Genomic DNA, 21,769 nt, shown 5'->3' with positions numbered 1-21,769 from the left:
GAACTGATCGGCCTGGCGGCCCTGAGTCAGATTGAGCAGTTGATCGCGCGTCAGCACCCGCTGCGGATGATCGAGGAACACGCGCAGCAAGCGATATTCGGCGCCGCTCAAAGCGACCATCGTGCCTTCCGCATCGAGCAGATGGCGCGCGGTGGTATCGAGCCGCCAGTCGCCGAAGCACAGCATTTGCACCGATTCCGTCACCTGCATGCCGGGCGGCAGCATCCGGGCGCGGCGCAGCACCGAGCGGATCCGCGCGAGCAACTCACGCGCGGCAAACGGCTTGGGCAGATAGTCGTCGGCGCCCATTTCCAGACCGAGGATCCGATCGGCTTCCTCGTTGCGGGCGGTGAGCATCAGCACGGGCACGGCGCGGAATTTGCCGGCGCGCAGTTCACGGCACAGCACGAGACCGTCCGCGCCCGGCAGCATCAGGTCGAGCACGATCAGATCGGGTGCGCCCTGTTCCAGCGCGGCGCGCATCTGGCGTCCGTTGGCCGCGAGCGACACGCGCATGCCGTTTTTCTCGAGGTAGCCGGCGAGCAGTTCGCGGATGCCGCGGTCGTCGTCGACGATCAATACATGGTCGGTCGTTTCCATCGAGGCACTATCTCTTACGGCGGTTAATCTGCACCCCGCTCGCCTGGACCAGCGTGCATTGCAGCGGATGCGCCAGCTCGGTCGCGCAACCGCCGGCGATGAACAGGACGATTGCCAGCAACCGCTTCATGCGTCCTCCAGCACGGAGAGGCTGGCGCCGTCGGCAACGCCGGCTTCCAGCGTATATGGGTCGACACCTTCGAGGCAACCGATATTGACGCGCCATTGCTGCGGATCTTTGCGCGTTTGATGAAATGGATAAATGCCGCAGTGCTTGCAGAAGTAGTGCTTCGCCACCTTCGTGTTGAACCGGTAAAGCGTCAGCGCATCCTCGCCACTCAAGATTTTCAGTTGGCTCGCGGGGAACAGCGGCGTCATCGGCGCGCCCTTGCGTCGGCACAGGCTGCAGTTGCATCGTCCGGCGGGAACGATCGCGGTGCGAACTTCGAATTGGACGGCCCCGCAATGGCAGGAACCTTGCAGCGAATCGGCGCTCATGGTGGTCTCGGTGATTGGCAACGATTGCTTTATAGCCTGGTTCACCGCACCGATTGTGTCTCAGTGTATCTGCCGGTCCAGCCGATACATAACATTGCAATAGGCGCTGTTTCTGGCCGCGAAACCGGCCTCTGAAGCGGCATCAAGCGGGATCAAGCGGCATCGATCGACTGACGAAGCGAGCAGCGGGGACCCGAAAAACGTCCTGCGCGAGGCTACGTGGCCGACGCCTGGCGGTTCCAGTCGATGTCGACGTTGGCATTGCGAAATGCCCGAATATTTGGCGTCGAAGCGGCTCGATGACTATAAGGTCAGGCGTTGCCGCCCCGATTGGGTCCACAGTCATGGTTGCCTGTCCCAGATATCTTAACTGAGTCGCCACATGTTGTACGATGACATACACAACTGCTCCAAAAAGGAGGGCGCATCGCTGATGCGCATCCTCGTGCGGCGTATTTGGCCGCTGTGCCTGTCATCGGCGCTATCGGGCGAAATTGTGGAGACGCGAGGCGCGAGCGATCTGTCGACGACAGAACTCGCGCATCCCTATTTCGACGTTGCAGGTCGATTCGCCGCGCCGTATCTCGCATGCCTGAGCGCACGGCCCACGGTGGGCGCCGTCAGACACCGCCCACCGTCTTCACGCTCTTCCACTGTCCCTGCTGCACCTGGAACAGCGTGTAAGGCGGCTTGATCAGATCGCCATACGGATCGAACGTAATCTTGCCGGTCACGCCATTGACGGAGATTTTCCCCAGACTGTCGACGATCTTCGCGCGATCCAGCGAATCGGCATCGTGAATCGCCTTGATCATCGCAAGCGCGGCGTCATACGCGAACGGCGCGTACAGCTCGACATCCTGATTGAAGCGCGCCTTGTAACGCTTGCTGAAGTCCTGCGCGGCGGGAAGTTTGTCGAGGGCCGGCCCGGGCTCGAGGTCCTGCGTGCCGTTACCGGCCGAGCCGGCGATCTGCAGAAACGCATTGCTCTTCAACGCACCTGCACCGAACAGTTGCGCGGGCATGCCGAGCGAGCGCATCTGCTTGATCAGCATCGCGCCCTGCTCGTCCAGTCCGCCGAAGAAAATCAGATCGACGTTCTTGCTCTTGAGCGTCGTAAGAATGGCGCGGAAATCGACGGCCTTGTCGTTGGTGAATTCGCGATCGACGATATTGCCGTTTGCTTCTTTCACACCCTTTTCGAAGGCATCGGCGAGACCTTGTCCGAATGCCGTGCGGTCGTCGATAATGCCGATCCGCCTGGCCTTCATCTGGTCGACCACGAAGTGCCCGGCCACCACCCCGCCGATGCCGTCGTGCCCCATCGTGCGAAACACGTTCTTGTAGCCCTGTTTGGTCAGTTGCGGATTGGTCGAGCCGGGCGTGATCATCGCGACATTCGCCTGGTGGTAGACGGTCGACGCGGGAATGCTGCAGCCGGAGTTGTAGTGGCCGATCACGCCCACCACCCCGCTATCGACCAGCTTCTGCGCAACCTGAATCGCCACGCGCGGGTCGGCCTGATCGTCCTGCACGTCGAGCACGAACTTGACTGGCTTGCCGCCCACTGTCGGATGCCGGGCGTTTTCCTCGTCGAGCGCAAGTTGCGCGCCGTACTGCAGGTCTTTGCCGACCCGCGCCACAGGACCGGTCAGCGGTCCGACAAAACCAATCTTGACGATTTGCGGATCGGCGGCCCAAGACAGCGGCACATGCGCGCCCAAGGCGCAAACGGCCAGACTCAAAAGCCAATAGCGGCGATTCATGATGCGCTCCTTGCGAGATGTCGCGTCGCGCGTTGCGGTTGGACCGATCCGGTGCGCGACGCGGCGAGATTGTCCTGAGATGCCTGCTGCAAAAAACGTCTACTGTCGCGGCCGTCGCACGATGCTAGAAACGCGTGGCCGCGTAAGGCGCGAGATCGAGCGGTGGGGTGCGCCGCGCGATCAGGTCGGCGACGATGCGTCCGCTCACGCCGGCCAGCGTCAAGCCGAGATGCTGATGGCCGAATGCATAGATCACGCGCTCGCTCGCGCGTGAGCGGCCGAGCACCGGTACGCCATCTGGCAAGGTCGGCCGGAATCCTAACCAGTTGTTGTCGGGTGTATCGAGCGCGGGCAGCGCGCGCTTCGACGAAAACGTCAGCAGGTCGATCAGCGAGCGATTGCGAGTCGTGCTGAAGCCGCCCAGCTCGACGGTGCCCGCGACGCGAATTCCGTCGCTCATCGGCGTCATGTAAAAGCCGCGCTCGGCCCAGCCGATCGGCCGCGAAATCAGTTGCTGCGCGCCCGGATAGCGCACGTGGTAGCCGCGCTCGGTATCGAGCGGCACGCTGTCGCCGCATTGTCTGGCGAATTGCGCGGAGCGCGCGCCGGTGGCGACCACCACGTGACTGAAGCGCCGCTCGCGGCCCTCGGCCGTCACGCTCACGCCGTCCGGGTGAGGCTGCAGCGTGCCGACGGTCGCGCGTTCGAACTTCAGCCCTTGCGCGGCAAGCTGGCCGTACAAGGTCTGCAGAAAGCCCTGCGGGTCGGAGAAATGCCAACTGTCGCTGAACAGCACACCTCGCTCGAAAATCGGCGCGAGCGACGGTTCCAGCGCGCGGATCTCGGCGGAGGCAAGCACGTCGAACCCGACGCCGAGTTGCCGGCGCAGATCGAGCGCGGCACGCGCGCCCTCGAACGACGCGCCGCTCGAATACAGATACAGGCACTCGCGCGGCCGGACGAACCGCGCGAGTTCCCCGTTCGCGAGCAACGGCGCGTAGCCGCCCTGCGCGTGGCCGAGCAACGCAGCGAGCGCGCCCGCACTCGCCTCATAACGACGCGGCAGCGAGCTCATCATGAAGCGCGCGAGCCACGGCGCGAGCTGCGGCAGATAAGCCCAACGCAGTCTGAACGGACTGTCGCTCGACAACAAAAAACGCGGCAGGTCGCGGAACACCGACGGGTTGTTCACGGGGATGCACGCATAGTGCGCGAACGTTCCGGCGTTGCCGAACGACGCGCCCTGGCCGACGCCTGACGGATCGAACAGCATGACGCGATGACCGTCGCGCATGAGCGCCGCGGCGCTCGCGAGGCCGATGAATCCCGCTCCGATGACGGCGATGTCCGGCATCACTTGCGTCCTTCAATGGCCTGTTGCCCGATCGGCGACAGATAGCCGGTGGCGCAACCGTCGTGCGATGACTGCTGGCGTTTGGCCGTCAGCAGATACGCCGCCGAGGCCACCGCGAGGCTCGCCGCGCTCGCCATCAACTGCGGGCGCAGCGCGGGGTCCGCGCCCATGGCGGCGAGGACACCGGCAATCGCCGCGACGACCGCATACGACAGCCAGGGGAACAGCCACATTCTGAGCGTCAGCCGTTGCGGATCGGTGGCCTCGATGCGCCGGCGGATGCGGATTTGCGCCAGCGCAGTCACCAGATAAACGAACAGCATCACCGCGCCGGACGCGTTCACGAGAAACAGAAACACGCCCTGTGGCGACACGATGGCCGCGACGATCGCCACATAGCCCACCACGCTGCTTAGCAACACCGCGAGCCGCGGCACTTTGTTCGACGTCAGTTTCAGCAGCGACTTCGGCGCATCGCCGCGCTCGGCGAGTCGAAAGAGAATCCGCGACGACACGTACAGGCCGGAGTTCAGCGCGGAGAGCACGGCGACGAGCACGATCGCGTTCATGATGTCGGCGGCGCCGGGGATCCGCATCGTTTCCAGTGCGGCGACGAATGGGGAGTGCCCGGTCACGATGCTGCTCCACGGCACGATGCACGCGATCAGGAACATCGAACCGACGTAGAACGTGATGACGCGCAGGATCACCGAGCGCGTCATCGCCGCGACGCTTTTCGCCGGATCATCGGATTCCGCTGCGGCAATCGTGGCGATTTCGGCACCGCCGACCGCGAAGATCACCGTCGGCACCGCCGCGAAGATCGACATCGCGCCGAACGGCATGAAGCCGTGATGGCCGATCAGATTCGCCACCGCGCTGCCGGCCGGGCTAAAGCCGAGCAGATACCCGGCGCCGATCGCGATGAAGACGATGATCGCCGCGACCTTGATCGACGCGAACCAGAACTCGAACTCGCCATACGATTTGACCGACAGCAGGTTGATCACCGTCATGATCGACAGCAGGACGAGGCCGATCATCCAGACCGGCGCGGGAATCCAGCGCTGCAGGATCGCCGCGCCGGCCACCGCCTCGACCGCGACGACGATCACCCAGAAATACCAGTACAGCCAGCCATTCGTAAAACCGGCCCAATTGCCGAGACCGACGCGCGCATATTCGGTAAACGAGCCGACGCCCGGCACCGCGAGCGCCATCTCACCGAGCATGCGCATCACCATCAATACGACGATGCCGGCCACCAGATACGACACGCACGCGGCCGGACCGACGCTCGCCAACGTCGCGCTGCTGCCGACGAAAAGCCCCGCGCCGATGATGCCGCCTAGCGCAATCATCGTGACGTGCCGCTGACGCAACGCGGCGCCGAGTGTCGGCGCGGGCTCGGAAGAAGAGGACTGCGGAACGCTCATCAAACAACTCCTGCTGAGGGGTGGCTGAAGATACGCCGGACAGTGCCGGCGCCGCCATGGCGAAGCACGTCGCCAGACAAACTCTGGTACCTAGAATCACACAATATTTTTTTGTGTGCAATTAAAACGCTCATTGTGTGGCCCTCGCATTTTCCCTGGCCCGCGTGGAGTGGGTTTCCTGCGGGCTGCCGTACTGGCGTTTGAGCGATGCGAGGCTTGCAGTCGGACAATCGTGGTATAGAATCGGCAAACCTTCGCACAATTTGCGGACAAAGCTGGTTTTGTATGGAGACACGCAAGCTCATGGTTTCTGGCAAAGACGCCGCCCGCATCGCCAAAGGCGCGCCGGAGCAGGCAAAACGCTCCACCTATATCGAGGTGTCCAGTTCGATCGAGAGCGAGATCCGCAGCGGCATTTATCCGCCCGGCAGCCGGCTTCCGCCACAGCGGCAACTGGCGACCGAGCTCGGTATCAACGTGTCGACGGTGTCGCGGGCGTATAAGGAATTGCAGTTGCGCGGCCTCGTGATCGGCAGTAAGCGGCGCGGCTCGCTGGTCACGGGCGGAGCGATGCCGAGCGTCGAACCCGTGCAGGCAGCGAGCAATGCGGCGATCGACCTGACCGTGAACCGGCCGGCGACCGGCGAATTTCTCGACTGTCTCGCGCGCACGCTTGCGGACCTGCCGCGCGACCCGCGCTATGCGCAATTGCAGGAATATCAGCCGCCACAAGGACCGCTGTGGGCGCGGGCCGCCGGTGCGCGCTGGATGAGCGCGCCGGGTTTCACGCCATCGCCCGATCACGTGGTCGTGACGAGCGGCGCGCAGCACGGTCTGTATGCGGTGCTCAACAGTCTGATCGGCACCGACGGCGTCATCCTCGCCGATCAACTCACCTATTACGGCCTCAAAGCGTTGGCACCGGTTTTCCAGTTCGAGATCGTTGGCATTCCTAGTGATCGCGACGGTCTGTTGACCGACGAAGTCGAGGCCGTGTGCCGACGCCGTCGCGTGAAGGCGATCTTCACGGTGCCCAATCTGCAGAATCCGACCGTCACCACGATGAGCCTCGAACGCCGCATGGCGCTCGTCGACATTGCGCGGCGGCACGGCATGCCGATCATCGAAGACGACGTCTATGGGCCGCTCGTTTCGCAACGTCTGCCGACGATCGCAAGCCTATGTCCCGAGCTGACGTTTCATATCGCAGCAACCTCCAAGATCCTCGCGCCCGGGTTACGGCTCGGCTATCTGCTGAGTCCGCCGGACAGTTCGGCGTTGTGCGCAGAAGCGGTGCGAACCACCGCTTGGATGCCCGCGCCGATGTCGATGCTGATTGCGTCGATCTGGATCGAGAACGGCACTGCGCGGCGCATCATGGACGCGCAACTCACCGAGATCCGCGCGCGCCAGGATCTCGCGCGAGAATTGCTGCCCTCTGATCTGCTGCAAACTGACCCGGCCTGCATGTTCGTGTGGCTCAAGTTGCCGCCGCCCTGGCGTGCCGACGACTTCGCGGCAAACGCGAAAGCGCGGGGCGTGGTGGTGATGCCGTCTTCGGCCTTCGCGGTGGATCGGTCGGAGATCGAGCACGGTGTGCGGATCAATCTTGCGTGCGCGACGAGCCGTGATCAGCTGGTGAGCGCGTTAAGGCTGTTGACGGGAACGCTCAAGGACCGTCCGCGTGCGCTGTTTGGGACGATCTGAACCAAGGACGGTGCTTGACTCGCATACGTCATGGGCCGCCACTCGATGACAGGCACGCATGAGTCCGATGCTTGGGTTTCATCCGGCAGATCAGGCCTCATGCTGTAGCGCTTTTAAGTGGCGATCTGTCAATGAAGATGTACGCTCCCGCGTCATTCCTCACGGATTTGCTACACCCTTTTTTTGACCGCGTCGTGACTGCGCTCGCGCACATGCGCTCTCCTTCTCCCGTCACTGAGCACAATCAATATCGGCTCGCAAGCGAACAAAAATATCGCCTCGATCCCGGCAACCCGCCACGCGCGCGCATCCTGGCGAATACCCTTGACTTTTGAGCAGCAGGCCCTTTCAATACGAAACGTCTGCCAGTTCGTTTTGCTCCGTATTGCTCTTTAACGTCATACGCACGTCCATTCAAAATCCAGACGTTCCCAGCAGCGCGATCTCTTTACAACGCGGTTTATTCGTTCACCGTTTGCATTGAATAGCCGCCCGCCACTCTCGGTTTTTGCTGTCGCTTCTGCCCCACCGGTTTTCTTTGTCCGCCGTATATTCGGCTTCAGCTCGCGACATGGAGCACTCCTCACAACGGAGTTGTCTTGGCTGCCTCGAAAGATCAACCAGTGCGTCACGCGCCCGCCCGTATCGACCTCGCCTTGCAAGGCGGCGGTTCACATGGCGCCTTCACATGGGGTGTCCTCGACCGTCTGCTCGAAGAATCCTGGATTCAGATTGAAGGGATCTCCGGCACATCGGCAGGCGCAATGAACGCGGCCGTGCTCGTGAGCGGCTATCAATTGGACGGTGCGACCGGCGCGCGCGCCGCGCTCGAAGCTTTCTGGCGACGCGTGTCCGACGCCGCGGTCTTCAGTCCGTTCCGGCGCAGCCCGTTCGACGCACTGATGGGTCGCTGGACGCTCGACCATTCACCGCTGTTCATCGCGATGGATCTCGCGGCGCGCGTGTTCTCGCCTTACGACATGAATCCGCGCGGCGTCAATCCGCTGCAAAAGATCCTTGATGAATCGATCGACTTCGCCCATTTGCGCGACGCGCCGATCAAGCTCTTCATCACCGCGACCCGGGTGCGCACCGGCCAGGCGCGCGTGTTTCGCAACGCCGATCTGTCGGCCGACGTGCTGCTCGCGTCGAGCTGTCTGCCGACGCTGTTCCAGGCGGTCAACGTCGACGGTGACGACTACTGGGACGGCGGCTACGCCGGCAATCCGACCATCACGCCGCTGGTTCGCGAATGCACGTCGAGCGATACGCTGCTGGTTCAGGTGAATCCCGTTGAACGGGATGAAACGCCCCGCACCGCGCGCGACATCATCAGCCGCCTCAATGAAGTCGCGTTCAACGCGCCGCTGCTCAAGGAACTGCGGATGATCGCGCTGCTGCGCCGCGCGGCGGACGCGGGTAGTGACGAAGGGCGTCACTGGGCCGAAATGCGCATTCACCGGATCGCAAGCGAGGAGATGACGAAGCTCGGCTACTCGTCGAAGCTGAACGCCGAGTGGGCGTTTCTGACGATGCTGCGAGACGAAGGCCGACGCGCAGCTGGCGCCTTTCTCGCTGAGCACGCCGATTCGATCGGCGTGCGCTCTTCGCTCGATCTCGACGCATTGCTCGACGGAGTCTGATCATGGACGTCATCACCCTGTCACCGCTCGCGGTGGGCCTCGGCCTGTTCGGCATGCTCGCGAGTCTCGCACTGTTGATCGGCTTCGCGTATCGCGGCTGGAGCGTGCTGCTGCTCGCACCGTTTGCCGCCATGCTCGCCGCGGCGATTTCCGGTGAGCCCGTGCTCGCGCACTGGACCCAGACCTTCATGAACAGCGCCGCGCGTTTTCTCGCGCAGTTCTTTCCGTTGTTCCTGCTCGGCGCGCTGTTCGGCAAGCTGATGGAGGACAGCGGTTCCGTCAAGGCGATTGCGAGCTTCATGACGGAGAAGCTCGGCGCGCACCGGGCGATTCTCGCGGTCGTCATCGGCGGTGCGCTCGTAACCTACGGCGGCGTCAGTCTGTTCGTGGCATTTTTCGTGATCGCGCCGATGGCGACCGCGTTGTTCCAGGCGGCCAATATTCCGCGCCGTCTGATGCCTGCGGCGATTGCGCTCGGCACGTCGACCTTCACGATGTCCGCGCTGCCCGGCACGCCCGCGATTCAAAACGCGATTCCGATGCCATTCTTCGGCACGACGCCGTTCGCCGCGCCCGGATTGGGCGTGATCGCGAGCATCGTGATGGTGGGCTTCGGGTTGTGGTGGCTGTCGCTGCAACAGTCCCGCGCGCGCGCGGCGAACGAGGGTTTCGACGGCTTCGGCGGCACTGCCTCCGTGCTGGCGGCGAAGCCCGCGCCCAATGCAAAGCTCGTGCGTGAGCGCGCCACCGTGTCGCAGAGCTTCGACCCTGAAGAGATCGAGCACGGATACATCAGCAGCGATCTGCCTTCGTTCGGCGTCGCGATGACACCGCTCGTGCTGGTGGTATGCGTGAACTTCGTGATGAACGTGATCGTGCTGCCGCGCATCGACGCCGACTATCTCGCGGACGTCCGTTGGGGCGAGACGTCGCTAGCGGCGGTCGGTGGCGTGTGGGGCGTGTGCGTGGCGCTCGCGGTCGCAATCGTCGCGCTGATCGTGCTCAACCGGCGTCGCCTGCCCGCGTTGCGCGATACCGTCGATGCGGGTGCGAACGCGTCGGTGTTGCCGGTGCTCAGCGTCGGCAGCCTGGTCGGCTATGGCGCGGTGATCGCCGCGTTGCCCGCGTTTGCGCTGGTGCGCGAATGGGTGCTCGGCGTGGGCGGTGGTCCGCTCGTGTCGCTGGCGGTCGCGACGAATCTGCTCGCGGCGCTGACGGGCTCCGCATCCGGCGGGCTGACTATTGCACTCGATGCGCTTGGCAGCACCTATCTGCAACTGGCCGCGCAACACGGTATCGACCCTTCCCTGCTGCATCGGGTCGCGGTGATTTCGTCGGGTACGCTCGATAGCCTGCCGCATAACGGCGCGGTAGTGACGTTGCTGGCGGTATGCGGGTCGACGCATCGGGAGAGCTATCGGGACATTGTGATCGTCGGCATTCTCGGCGCGTTGCTGGCGCTGGTTGTGGTGATTGTGCTGGGGTCGATTGTTGGGTCGTTTTAGGGCGGTGCCCGGCGCTGGGCGTGGTTCGTGAGGTGAGGTTGGTTGTGCGATTGGAAGACCCACGCGTTTCTTCCGCACCTCGCGATAAAACGAACAAACTTACATCCAACCGCGACGTCGACCGGTGAAGCCTGGCGACGCCTCAGGCCGCTGCGCGCGCCGAATTCATCCGCCCGAAAACAAACTGCCCGAGGTACCAGACCAACTCGGTGTTCGACAGGATCGCGTCCTCCGTCACCGTCGACGGTTCGAGCTTCATTCGTCGCAGCATCAGCTTGCCTTCCCGCGATGCCATCCACGCGTGCATCAGATCCTTGCGTGTCTTCGCGTCGGCCGCGTTGAAGTGGTCACGGCCCTTGCGCGAGTCCTCGTTCATGCGGGCGCGCACTTCCTCTTCGCGCGACGCGACGCTAAGCGCCACCGACTTTCTCGCCTCGGATTTGGCCACCTGTTCCTGCGTTTCGTCGGCGAGAAGCTTGGCCTGAACATCGACCATCGTTCGTTCGGCTTCGGACATCTTCCAGTTGTCGCGCAGCGCTCGCATCAGGTAACCCGCGGGGCTCTTCTTGACCTGCCCGCGTTGGACCCTGAATCGCGTGTATTCGACCGCCTGCTGGATGCGTTCGTCGGTCCATACATCGCGGTTCTCGGAAATTTCGCTGAACTGCTTGGTGGACAGCGCGAATTCGTCGGTGAGAATCTTGTACAGGTGACTCGCATCCGCGAGGCTGGCCAGCACGGCGTCCGCGGTGTCCTTGCGTTTGAGCAGGAATCGGATGCGGTCGATTTTCTTCGATGACGTTGACGCGGTTCGCGTCTCGTACGACAGCTCGATGTCCGATACGTCGTTGATCTCACGGACCGCCGGCTCGAGCCAGTCGCGCTTGAAGTATTTGAAGATGGCCGCGTTCGCGCCCATTCTGCCGGGCCAGTTGCGCATCTCGTCGAGCTGGATCCAGTCCGTCCGGCCAGCCGGCACGTGCGGCAGCACTTTGTCATAGATCGCGCGCGCGAGGCTGCGCGTGAACGCGGTCGAAATGCGCAGGCTCAGCCAGTGCGACTTTTGCGGATCACGGATGTGGGGGACCAGGCGTGGATGCACATCGAAACGCATCCGTCCGCGGTGAAAACCGACCATCCCGATTAGTTGCACTTGGACCCACAGATCGTTCTCGTTAGGGTCACGGTCCATAGGCGTGTTGGTCACCCGGACCTTCGCGTTCTGCGCTTCGTCGGCGATGGTGCGCAAGTGCTTGAGGTTGCGGCTGTCATAGCGCATCAACCACTTGAAGTAGTTCAGCTCGACGTCGTATTGATCGCGCTCATCGGTCTCCTGCGCCACGATGAAATACGCGGCATCGAGAAAGCGCCGCGCCGGCAAGCCCATGTTGACGATTTCAGTGAAGAAGTCATTGCGCTGATAGCCGATTTCACGATTGGCTTCATTGATTCGCAATCCCTGGTCGAACATGTCTTCGAACAACGCGAGCGCCATCTGGCGAGACGTTGCCTTCGATTTGCCCTCTTCCGGATTGTCCGACGCCATGTTTTTCATCCACTTTTTCGCTCCCGGGACTGTAGCACGCAGTGGTGAGGTGTCAACACACAGAACCTCACCTTCGATGAGGCGTCGCAGGGTGAATTGGGTGGTTCTCGCCGATTACGCACATAGAACCTCACCAACGACACAATGAACCTCACCACAACGGCGTGTCCTTTCCTCCCCGACTCCTTATTCCACGGGGCTAGGCGTGGATCCCGGCAGCGTATGCACAACCTACCTCACCTTCTGACCGCGGGCTGGGATGAAGCACACCTAACCTCACCTTGATGTGGAAGGAGTCTCACCTTACTGCACAACCGACCGCACCTATTCGCACACCCGACCTCACCTTTGACACATCTGACCTCACCTTTTCGAGGTTAAGTTGTTGAATGAAATGAGGATAGAAATTCTCTGTTGGTTTGTTGGCTTGTTCAGGTTTTTAAAAAAACAAACAAACCGGTAGTCAGAGATGAAGTTGTTGCAGAGTCTAAGATGGTGAGGTTGGTTGTGCTGTTGCTGTGCTTGTCAGACGCACGACGCCACGATGGTGAGGTTGGTTGTGTTTGAAATCCGCGCAATCGCTTGTCATTTCGGTGCGGGACGGGGATTCCCCCTTTTTCGTGGAGAGACGGCTGGGTGAGGTTGATTGTGCGCTGGAAAACGTGAACGCGCGCGAAGGCCTCCGTTGCTCACAACAGCGGGCATGGCCTCAATCAAGGTGAGGTTGATTGTGCTGACAGGTGGCCTGCTGCCTGCGCGAATGGGGAAACCTGCACAACTGACCTCACCCTCTGCTGGTTTTTTGAGCAAACGAAGTCATTGGATTCTCCGTTTGCCTCTTGATGGTGAGGTCATTTGTGCATATTCGTTTTTCTACGAGCGGCGTGTCCTGTCACGACGAGCCTAAACCTTCCTTGAAAATCGTCCATCGCGCTTCATAAAAAGGCGCTGGTTCCATAGAATGCTAAAAATTTAACGTAAAAACAGCAATTTAAAGAGCTAACTTCGAGTATTTCCTGTATTCTGAGCTTTCTGGAATTTTATGGATAAACCTCAGAATGGTCAGAACGAGCCAACTTCCTGCCGTAGACCGAACGGTTCACTTTGAACAGATCAGCCAGTTTGCGGAAAAGGTCACGATTTTCACGAATGAACTCCGTGACACGATCCTGGCGCCGCGTCCGCGAAAGACGGCTCCAGTTTTCAAGACGGGCGAGATCGCCGAGATGTGCAACATCTCCCACTCCCAGGTTCAATATCTCGCCACCAAAGGTGATGGCGAGTTGCCGCCCGGTACCGCAGCCGGCACCGGCCGAACTCGCACATTTACTTTGGAAGAAGCGCGCATTTGGGTTCAGAAGGTCTCGGACATTTATCAGACCCCTCTCGTCACCCGATTAAAGGAACCGGATGGGAAGATCATCATCACCGCCCAGCTAAAGGGGGGGTCGGCCAAGACCACCACGACTATGTGTCTTGCGCAAGGGCTCTCGCTTCGCGGGCGGAAGGTACTGGTGGTCGATCTGGATCCGCAAGCATCTCTTTCCGAACTGTGTGGCCTCTACGCCGAAAAAGACGTGACGCCGGAAGACACGGTGCTGCCGTACGTCTACGATCAGGACATCGAGGGCGGGCTGGAAGCTCGAGTTCAGTCGACGTATTGGGACGGGATTGATGTGATTCCCGCGCACACGGAACTGATTGGCGCCGAATTTCATTTACCGGCAATGCAGAAGATGCGGCCGGGATTCCGGTTCTGGACCGTGCTGAGGCAAGGGCTCGAACCACTGCGCAAGAAGTATGACTACATTCTCATGGACACGTCTCCGTCCCTGTCCTACCTCAACCTGAACGCGCTCATGGCCGCAGATGCGATGGTGATGCCGATGGTGCCGGAGAATCTGGATTTCATCAGTTCGTTATCGTTTTGGAGACTTTTTTCGGACGTCTCGAAGAGCTTTATCAAATACGAGAAGGACAAGAAGTACGACTTTGTTTCGTTGATGCTGTCGCGGGTCGACTACGGGCGAAATTCGTCCGCACCCATCGTGCGCGCTTGGGCGCAAAGCGCATACGAAAATTGGCTGCATTCGATTGAGGTGCCGGCAAGCTCCGTCATGAGCACGGGAGCGCTGGCGTTCTCGACGGTCTTCGACATCAGCAGTACCCATAGTGCGTCCAAATCGCTGCAACGCGTACGGCAGCCGCTTGTCGATTACTGCCGATGGGTGGACGAAATCTATTCGGAAAAATGGAGGAACGCGCAATGAGCAATATGCGTGAACAATTGCTGGCGAAGACGTCTGGCATCCGTAAGACCTCGTCGATTAATGAAGACGAAGTTAAGCGCAGCAATCGGACGCAAACGGCGCCTGGACTCGCGGGCGCGTTGGCGGTTGCGCAACTTCGCGTACAGGAGCTTGAGTCGACCGGTGTTGCGTCCCAATTGCCGGTAGCGGGAATTTTGCCGAACCCTTGGCAACCGCGCCGGGTATTCAACGAGGCCAAGCTGACGGAACTCGCGGAGTCTATTCGCGAAGTTGGACTCATGCAGCCGATCGTGGTTCGGCGCGTTGAAAATGACTATCAGATCGTGGCAGGGGAGCGTCGGTGGCGGGCGCACAAAATGTTGGGGAGCGAGACGATCAAGGCAGTCGTCGCGGATTGCTCCGATTCAGATATGGCTGTCCTGGCGATGGTGGAGAACATCAGCCGCGATGATCTCGCCGATTACGAAATCGGCGTGGCCATTCGCCGCTCGGAGACGGAATTTCCCAATCGCAAACGACTGGCAGAAGCGATGGGCTTATCGCGTGCGGGCCTGTACCAGTTTCTCGCATTCGATAATTTGCCGGATTTCATCAAGAAGGATCTGGACATTCAGCCTCGCCTGCTCGGGGGAACCGCGGCTCAGGCAATTGCCGCAACGATTAAAAAGCATGGCGAGGACGGTATGAAAGCCGCCATGGAAATCTGGCCGCTCGTTCTGAAAGGAGAGATGGATCAGGGTAAAGCCGCTTCGGCGATTACTGCGCTGGCAACTCGCCGGACGACGTCGGAAGGAACTAGCGGGCGCAGCATCGATAAGTTTTTTGCCGGAAAGGAACACGCAGGCAGTATTACCAAAGACATCAGTAATTTCACCGTGAAGATTAAAACCGGCGTGATTACCGAGGCGCAAGAAATCCAGATTCGGGAACTGATCGGTCAGATGTTTCAGGCACAGCCCAAGGCTGGCTGATAGAGGACTGTGTTGTGAAATGAAGCCCGCGGATTGCGGGCTTTTTTTTTGAAGGGGCCTTTTTGCTGCGAGAGGGCAGTGTCTAGAGTCTAGACACTGCTCGCAGGCTCTGATCGGATCAGAGCATCGCCCCATGGATGCCGTCGCGGCAGGGACATCCTGCGTGGCCGGTCATAGCTGCACTTGGCTGCTGCGGCCGCACATGGCCTAATCTCTTATTCTGTCGGGATCTCGCCCGTTTTCAGACAATCGCTTGGAAATCGAGCCTTAGGTCCGTCCACTTGCTGCGCGAGATTCGGTGCCGTCGAAAAGTCATCAAGCGGGTGCCGATCTTACGTCTCCGGAAAGACGTGCCGCAAGCGCGGGGTGGCGAAACCAATTTCGGCGTCCAATTGGTGCCATCAGAAACCGCTCAGAAATTCCATCGTCGTGCCCGCCGCGTTCAATGGAAGCCTCGTCCAATGGCATCCCTGTCGATGCGCATGTCGTCGGTGCGCTGAACGCGCTCAAATGGTCTATCGCATTGTTCAAAGCGTGGGGTTGGCCGATTCCTCAAGATCCTGCTATATCAGCCGTGGTCACTCGGCCGACCGACTGAGATCAACGGATATCATTAGCCGCTGCGGGGGTAGAGGGTGTACAAGCCGCATTTTAGGGCCCAAAGCGGGCTGGAAGGTTCTGAGTTTTCCAGTGGCGCGTGTCGTGCCAAAGGTCCGACCACTTCACAGCTCGACCAATTTCTCTCGTCTTGATAATTCGGGGACGGACAGGGCTTTCCTTGCCGCATCTTCGCTTCGCGCCGAGTCAAGGCGATAGCGAGAACGCAACGAGCGCAGCGAAGCCAAGACCAACACCCGCACGCAGCCTTCCATCGGCATGACTCAATCGGACGCTCAGTACGGAAGTCAGTATTACCGACGGATATCCGGAACGATGGCGACTTCGTTCCGAACCGCCGCGGCCCCGGCGGGGGCGGCATATCAAAGTCCGCGCTCCCGACGATAGCGTTCTTTAGCCTGCACCGCAGTAAATTCCGCGCGGAGCTTTATATGAGAATGGCCCTCGATAGGCGGCCATTCGAATCTCCGATGACTTTTCAGCGCGTCGGTTATTAGAGGATCGATTGTCATGTGAACTGCCAGCGGCGCCCGCGAATTCCGTTTGGGTGAGAATCGCCGACGGGCAAAGTGGCCTGTTCCGAACCCGTCTTATGTTCTTCGAACCGGACTTGGCCGACTATGTAGCCGGCCATCCCGTCTTGAAGAGCGCACTCACGCGCGGGATGCACCTTTCCCTTCGGCCGCACGTCAATGGATGTTTCGGCGAATGTCGTTCAACAGGGCTGTTTGTGGTTCTGAAGGAACATCCACGCGAACGACCGCGTGAGACCGGAGCGAAAGAGTTTTCGTCCTGGGCTAAAAATCAGTCGCAGATCGACTCTGTGTAGTAGCCACGTATCCATTGGTGCGCACCAGAGCTTGACTCGATTAAAGATTGAACGGCGGGTTAAACCAGATTCATACTAACCGTATCTGAACATTCAACTGACGACTGGCTAAGCATTGCATGGTCGACGGCACACAACATTGCCTCGCAAACCCTGCTCGATGGTGCCAACCGCGACATCGCGTTGATGGAGGGAATGCGGCAAACTGCAATCACCTAGAACAAAGATATCAACCTCTCAAAAGCGTCACAGCCGGATCCTGGGATGGTCGCTACTACGTGGAGGGGACCCTCGCAGTTGATTACCCGCCCGTTGCAAACTAGCGGATACCCGTCGTTCAAAGCAGGTGATCTAGCACCCAGACCAATAGCCACCCTCGCGCCAATACAGAGCGAGAAGGTTTCGCGCCGCTGCGCAGCGCAGAATGCCCAATTCGTTGCAGGGGCGCTCATTTAAAATTCAGAGATCATTCAGGATTCGCGTTAGTTTTAATTTTGGGGCCATAACACTTAGGCGTTGGAGCAGCGAGGGGGACTACTCTGATGCGTCGTATCGATTCCGTTTCCTCTGCGCCCTACGCATCGTCATCAAGCAGCACCGGTGCTATTGAGACCCTGCAGAGACGAAGCGAGTTGAATCGTTCCAAATGGCGCGTCATCTAGTATCTGCTAAACGCCATTCGTCGTGAAACATCCTAAAATAGGAAGCGAATCGAATAACTTGCTGTTTAATATATAGTTTCACCCGATTCTGCCAATATGTTCCACGCGAAAGGATCTATTACGCGTGCGATCGCACTGACAAGACGCCTTTTTCGATTTGGTTTCGAACCGGCGGCCAAATTTCCCGAAAAATGTAGTGTTCGTTACGTGATATGTAATGGCTCTATCTGGCACCCGTAGCCTTGGGCCTTGCCGCGCTCCCTTACCACAACTGCCGGAGTGCCCAGAGGTGGACAGCGCTTCAGCGTACGAGCCCGCCGTGCCGGTCTTCCAAAAAGAATGAGCCCTCGCCTGCGTCGCGTAGCTAAAACTCTCACAGAATTGGCCGTCTTTACACATCTCCAAAATAGGCTATCGTCAGAGGCTTCGATAACGCGCCTACCGGCGGCGCAGCGAGACGCACGATCGGCTAAGAGCTCTATAGGATTCTCGAATCGGGCTCGTTTCTCGGGTGAAGCATTGACCTTTGACCCCCAGGGCAAATCAACTTGCCACCTGTGCCCCCTGCGATTCATACGCTTTCTGTGGACGCTTCATCAAGCGAAGACAAAACGCTCGCTGAGCGCTTCCCCTGACCAAGCGCCTCAATCTGTTCCCGAGAGGGTCGCCACATCATGCATACGGCGACAAGGGCACGGTCTGTGCCGGTATCGGCCTTGAGGCTCCCTCGGCGTAATTGCCACCTACGCCGCCTGCGTGCGCGGTTGAATGTCGATGGCGGATTCGTTCACAGTCGGGCATGCTCCAAGGCGCTCCACTGAGTGCGTCCGGTAGCAGCCTTCGGCCTGCGCCATCCTTTAAGGTCGCAGACATGTACCTTTGCATTATCAGCTGGCAAGACCGCTGCAGCTCTCGATCGACGCCGCGTCGTGGACGGGATGGCGCGATATGCGCGTAAGGCGCAGACCACGCGCCATGGCTAGCCTCGTCGAAAGGCCAAGTTGTGCGTGCTCACGTGATAAGGAATCCAGAATAAAATGAAGCTTGCGAACTCTATCTGATAGCCCGGCCTGTTCACGCTAGATCGTGATACGCAGAGTCAGGTTTTGCCGACCGTCCGGTTTGCAAATTCAATCCAACGTCAGTATGGCGCTTTCTCACAGCCGACACTTGCCTAAGTGCTACAAGCCTAGACGAGGCCTCGCGCAACGAGACCGCATCCCGCCGCCCACCATGGCGCAACGAGCCACGACGCTTAACGCCTACACGCACGCCGCTCTCTACTGAACGGCCATCCCCGGCTCACAGCGCACGAATAACCCGGACTCACCACTTCTCGCCACGTCCGCAATATCCTCGTGGAGAATCCGCCGGATTTCCAAAATGGCTTCGGGCGTTTCCTGAACACTGTGTCCGGAAACGATCACCTTCTCGGAGACTGCGCCCGTCAGATGCGCACTGCGATAAGGCACGACTCCGTCGTTCGAATCCTCGAGCGGACCCGTCGCCCGGCGTCTCGCGATAATCGAATGGAAGCACACGTCCGGGCTGATCGGCAGCTCGGCGGTGGCGCGGATGAGCGGATCGGTTTCGCGCAACTGTTCAATACTGTTTGGAACGTGGAAGGTCTGGCCTTCGAGCGGTCCGCCGCCATTGTTGGTGGCCGTCTGCATCACGTCTTCGAACTCGTGCAGAAGGGCGAGCGGCAAGCGCACCAGGTTCGACGCCCACCGGGCAATGCGATTGCTGGCAAAGGGCGTGCCCCGGTGCGGGGCCGCGATGAAAATCGCTCTCTCGACTTGCGGCATCGGCGTAAAGCGCAGCAAGCGATCAAGCCGCTCGTCCTCGCGGTCGAGCTCGGCGCCCTCGGGCACATACTTTTTTTCGAAGGCAGCCCACAGTTCTTCGTCGGAGGTCGAGACGAGCAGCCTTGCCAGAACGCCGCCCATGCTATGTCCGATCAGCACCATTCCCTGCGAAGCCGGCAACGTGCCGGTTGGATCGAAATGCTCGAGCGTGAGTCGCGCCGCTCTGCGAATTCGCGCGAGGCTGACGAGAATGGGGACATTGGTCGGGTAGTAGACCTGCCACACCTGAAAGTGCTGGCGGAGCATTTCATCACCCTGAATGTCGTTCGCGACATTGACCCACGCTTCTGGACTGCTGGCGAGGCCGTGCAACATCAGAACGATGCGCCGCTGCGGATCGAACGGCTGCATCATGTAGATACGGGGGCTATCAATGCCGCGCGCCCGGCCAAACAGTGTGCGCAAGGATTGTCCGGCAAAGCCCGAACGCGCGAGCCAGATGCCGTAACCCGCGCTGAAATTGGCCGCCAACGGCACGGTCTGGTCATGCCGTACCACGCTTTTCTCCCGATAGGGATCGTAAACGGATAAGACGACATCATGTGCATCGCGCAGTTGTTCGAGATTCTCTGCGCTGAAGCCAAGAAGTACGGTGACGTTCGGCGACGGCATTTCGCTAAACGGGCGCGACGGTAGCGTTGACCAGGTCGACGGACGTGACGCAGTGTCTGCGCTGGCATCCGAGGCGGGCAAAGCTTTCACGTCCGGCGCGGGGATGTTCATGACGGCGACAAGTTCGGCGCCCAGACCGTCGCGGCGATAGATGCTGCGCAGCCCTGCGAACGAGAGTCTGGACGCCGGGATCACCTCGCGCAGTTCGCGCACGCCTTCGGGAAGCCGGACCCGGCTCAGGTCGATATGAATGGTCCAGCCCGCGATGAACTGCGTTGAGGGATCGCCTTTGCCCGAATCTGTTTCGAGGGCGCCGCGCCGGAATAGCGCGCCGGCCAGTTCCTGGACGGCATAGTTGTAATAGTCGCGAACCTGCGTTTGACGATCCTCGAAGGCGCGTTCACCCGCCGTGCGTTGACCGAGGAAGAGAAACGCGTACGCATAGCGGGCTGTTCTCAGCCACAAGTCGAATCGCGCATCGCTCCACGCCGTGCTGTTGTCAGGTGTTTGGGCAATCGCCATCGCGAGGGAAAGCTCGGCCAGACTGGCGAGACGGCGATCGACGTTGATTCCCGGAACGGTCGTGATCGAATCGATGCACTCCTGCGGCGCTTGCTGGCAACGCGCCTCGTCGAGAGCCGCGACGCGCAGGGTGTCACGCGTCGCCGCGCTGAGTCGGCCGGTTGAAAGGATATCGCCGCGCCGCATGGCGATGTATTGCTGCGGGCCGAGCGAACTGACCCGCACCATGGCGCAGCCGGACAGGAGAACGGTGACTAGCAGGCTGAACGTAAAGCAACGCGGTATGCATCGTGAGAGCGTGTGCGTCATTGCGCATTCGCCCTTGCAAGGCGTCGGGCTGCCTTCGGATTGACGGCACCTTTGTTCGAGCGGACGATCTGATATGCGGATCGCCGGGCGCGTGGCGAGAGTCGCGCCTGAAATCCGGCAGGAGTCCGTCTGTTCGGATGCCAGGATGAGAAGAGGCGCGGTGCCGACCTCGACAGGTCAACGCCTGCATATTTGAGCACTGAACAGTCCGGCCCCCGTCCGCGTGGTGACGCGCAGTCCGTAGTCTTGCTGGGGACCGTTGCCATGGCTGCATCACCGACAGGACTTTCCAATCTCTCAGGCCATGATGTGCTTGGCCAGTGAAACGGGCAAAATGATGGAGGGTCTATCAGCCTATAAGCCGCTGTTTTATGCGCAGGACCGACGAGATTTCATGCATATTATTCGTCGCAGAGTACTGTACGCCTGGCAAATAGCTTGCGCAAGAAGCGACAGTCAGCGGGCGCTTAGTAACGCTGGCTTTTGATGACCATAAGAATGAAGACAGCCCGGACGCTTATGCGACGTTCGCCTTTTCTTCGGATATCGAAACCCTACCGCTCACGTTGTCCCATGTGCCTGGCTGATGTGCAGAACGTGTCCCGCTTGAACGCACTGCATGCGCTTATTAATGGGCACGATTGGCATATCAAAAGTAGGTGTGCTCATCTTTGCGATTGAACGATCGCCAAAGCTCTCCACGGCCACACGTGTATATTCGCGATGTCGATCTCGAACCAATTGACGCCGCCAGCTTCGATCAGCCATCATGCGCTAAAGCGCGCGACGCTCCGTCATTAAACCCGTGGTATGAGCATGCGTTCGACAACCTGGCAGTTTGACGGCAGACGGTGACATACTCATGACGACCCCATCGTGGAGGGTCGCAATACGAGCGCGCCAGTTTTCCGACTAGCAATACTTGAAGTGCGCTTACCGCTGACAAAAGCAAAAACAATCTGGCTGAGTGTTCAGCACGTCAAGTTTTATTTCGACAAGACAAGGCAGTGGCAGGGAAATTCTTGACAAGGATTTGTTTGGGAACTTAAATAC

The 21,769-nt window shown here is 60.1% G+C and carries 15 protein-coding genes; 7 read left to right on the top strand and 8 right to left on the bottom strand.

The annotated features are described in order from the left end of the window. The 6 genes from HV770_RS11350 to HV770_RS11330 all read right to left on the bottom strand — a co-directional run. Positions 1-600 (bottom strand): response regulator (locus tag HV770_RS11350; protein WP_175159541.1); only part of this gene is annotated, 600 nt, incomplete at its 3' end. A 7-nt stretch (positions 601-607) separates the two neighbouring features. Further along, positions 608-730, bottom strand: a complete 123-nt coding sequence (locus HV770_RS39415) for a hypothetical protein (protein ID WP_281366210.1) — start codon at positions 728-730, stop codon at positions 608-610. After that, positions 727-1,098, bottom strand: a complete 372-nt coding sequence (locus HV770_RS11345; protein ID WP_175159539.1) for a GFA family protein — start codon at positions 1,096-1,098, stop codon at positions 727-729. The genes HV770_RS39415 and HV770_RS11345 overlap by 4 nt, the downstream gene beginning before the upstream one ends. Positions 1,099-1,718: 620 nt before the next feature. Further along, positions 1,719-2,864, bottom strand: a complete 1,146-nt coding sequence (locus HV770_RS11340; protein WP_175159537.1) for a branched-chain amino acid ABC transporter substrate-binding protein — start codon at positions 2,862-2,864, stop codon at positions 1,719-1,721. Between the two features lie 124 nt (positions 2,865-2,988). After that, complete coding sequence (locus HV770_RS11335) at positions 2,989-4,218, bottom strand: NAD(P)/FAD-dependent oxidoreductase (RefSeq protein ID WP_175159535.1); 1,230 nt, start codon at positions 4,216-4,218, stop codon at positions 2,989-2,991. Further along, positions 4,218-5,654 (bottom strand): amino acid permease, encoded by a 1,437-nt coding sequence (locus HV770_RS11330; protein WP_175159533.1) that lies wholly within the window; start codon positions 5,652-5,654, stop codon positions 4,218-4,220. Before HV770_RS11330 ends, HV770_RS11335 begins: the two co-directional genes overlap by 1 nt. Before the next feature lie 303 nt (positions 5,655-5,957). On the opposite strand from HV770_RS11330, the gene HV770_RS11325 reads away from it, so the two are divergent. From HV770_RS11325 to HV770_RS11310, 4 genes are all read left to right on the top strand, one after another. Then, positions 5,958-7,361 (top strand): aminotransferase-like domain-containing protein, encoded by a 1,404-nt coding sequence (locus HV770_RS11325; RefSeq protein WP_175159531.1) that lies wholly within the window; start codon positions 5,958-5,960, stop codon positions 7,359-7,361. 131 nt (positions 7,362-7,492) lie between these two features. Next, complete coding sequence (locus tag HV770_RS11320) at positions 7,493-7,696, top strand: hypothetical protein (RefSeq protein WP_175159530.1); 204 nt, start codon at positions 7,493-7,495, stop codon at positions 7,694-7,696. Positions 7,697-7,960: 264 nt separating this feature from the next. Continuing rightward, complete coding sequence (locus HV770_RS11315; protein ID WP_175159528.1) at positions 7,961-9,004, top strand: patatin-like phospholipase family protein; 1,044 nt, start codon at positions 7,961-7,963, stop codon at positions 9,002-9,004. Between the two features lie 2 nt (positions 9,005-9,006). Continuing rightward, the gene (locus HV770_RS11310; RefSeq protein ID WP_175159526.1) at positions 9,007-10,509 is read left to right on the top strand and encodes a GntP family permease; all 1,503 of its coding nucleotides are present in this window, start codon (positions 9,007-9,009) and stop codon (positions 10,507-10,509) included. Positions 10,510-10,651: 142 nt separating this feature from the next. Here HV770_RS11310 and HV770_RS11305 read toward each other — a convergent pair whose 3' ends face one another. Continuing rightward, a complete protein-coding gene (locus HV770_RS11305; RefSeq protein ID WP_175159624.1) occupies positions 10,652-12,055 on the bottom strand; it encodes a replication initiation protein in 1,404 nt (467 codons plus the stop codon). 1,058 nt (positions 12,056-13,113) lie between these two features. On the opposite strand from HV770_RS11305, the gene HV770_RS11300 reads away from it, so the two are divergent. Continuing rightward, positions 13,114-14,325, top strand: a complete 1,212-nt coding sequence (locus HV770_RS11300) for a ParA family protein (protein ID WP_175159524.1) — start codon at positions 13,114-13,116, stop codon at positions 14,323-14,325. Beyond that, the gene (locus HV770_RS11295) at positions 14,322-15,296 is read left to right on the top strand and encodes a ParB/RepB/Spo0J family partition protein (RefSeq protein WP_175159522.1); all 975 of its coding nucleotides are present in this window, start codon (positions 14,322-14,324) and stop codon (positions 15,294-15,296) included. Before HV770_RS11300 ends, HV770_RS11295 begins: the two co-directional genes overlap by 4 nt. A 3,389-nt stretch (positions 15,297-18,685) precedes the next feature. Here HV770_RS11295 and HV770_RS11290 read toward each other — a convergent pair. Continuing rightward, positions 18,686-20,098, bottom strand: coding sequence for an esterase/lipase family protein (locus HV770_RS11290; protein WP_246290847.1), 1,413 nt, complete (start codon positions 20,096-20,098; stop codon positions 18,686-18,688). A 165-nt stretch (positions 20,099-20,263) separates the two neighbouring features. On the opposite strand from HV770_RS11290, the gene HV770_RS38580 reads away from it, so the two are divergent. Then, complete coding sequence (locus HV770_RS38580) at positions 20,264-20,572, top strand: hypothetical protein (RefSeq protein WP_246290845.1); 309 nt, start codon at positions 20,264-20,266, stop codon at positions 20,570-20,572. The last annotated feature ends 1,197 nt before the right edge of the window (positions 20,573-21,769 follow it).

This window comes from Paraburkholderia fynbosensis, from assembly GCF_902859935.1.
GTDB classification, from domain to species: Bacteria; Pseudomonadota; Gammaproteobacteria; order Burkholderiales; family Burkholderiaceae; genus Paraburkholderia; species Paraburkholderia fynbosensis.
This window is presented reverse-complemented; position numbering and strand designations above follow the sequence as displayed.

Bases quoted from the DNA above. Each gene is read 5' to 3' on its own strand.
- HV770_RS39415 (WP_281366210.1), bottom strand. From the start codon at position 730: ATGAAGCGGTTGCTGGCAATCGTCCTGTTCATCGCCGGCGGTTGCGCG.
- HV770_RS11345 (WP_175159539.1), bottom strand. From the start codon at position 1,098: ATGAGCGCCGATTCGCTGCAAGGTTCCTGCCATTGCGGGGCCGTCCAA.
- HV770_RS11340 (WP_175159537.1), bottom strand. From the start codon at position 2,864: ATGAATCGCCGCTATTGGCTTTTGAGTCTGGCCGTTTGCGCCTTGGGC.
- HV770_RS11335 (WP_175159535.1), bottom strand. From the start codon at position 4,218: ATGCCGGACATCGCCGTCATCGGAGCGGGATTCATCGGCCTCGCGAGC.
- HV770_RS11330 (WP_175159533.1), bottom strand. From the start codon at position 5,654: ATGAGCGTTCCGCAGTCCTCTTCTTCCGAGCCCGCGCCGACACTCGGC.
- HV770_RS11325 (WP_175159531.1), top strand. From the start codon at position 5,958: ATGGTTTCTGGCAAAGACGCCGCCCGCATCGCCAAAGGCGCGCCGGAG.
- HV770_RS11320 (WP_175159530.1), top strand. From the start codon at position 7,493: ATGAAGATGTACGCTCCCGCGTCATTCCTCACGGATTTGCTACACCCT.
- HV770_RS11310 (WP_175159526.1), top strand. From the start codon at position 9,007: ATGGACGTCATCACCCTGTCACCGCTCGCGGTGGGCCTCGGCCTGTTC.
- HV770_RS11305 (WP_175159624.1), bottom strand. From the start codon at position 12,055: ATGGCGTCGGACAATCCGGAAGAGGGCAAATCGAAGGCAACGTCTCGC.
- HV770_RS11300 (WP_175159524.1), top strand. From the start codon at position 13,114: ATGGTCAGAACGAGCCAACTTCCTGCCGTAGACCGAACGGTTCACTTT.
- HV770_RS11295 (WP_175159522.1), top strand. From the start codon at position 14,322: ATGAGCAATATGCGTGAACAATTGCTGGCGAAGACGTCTGGCATCCGT.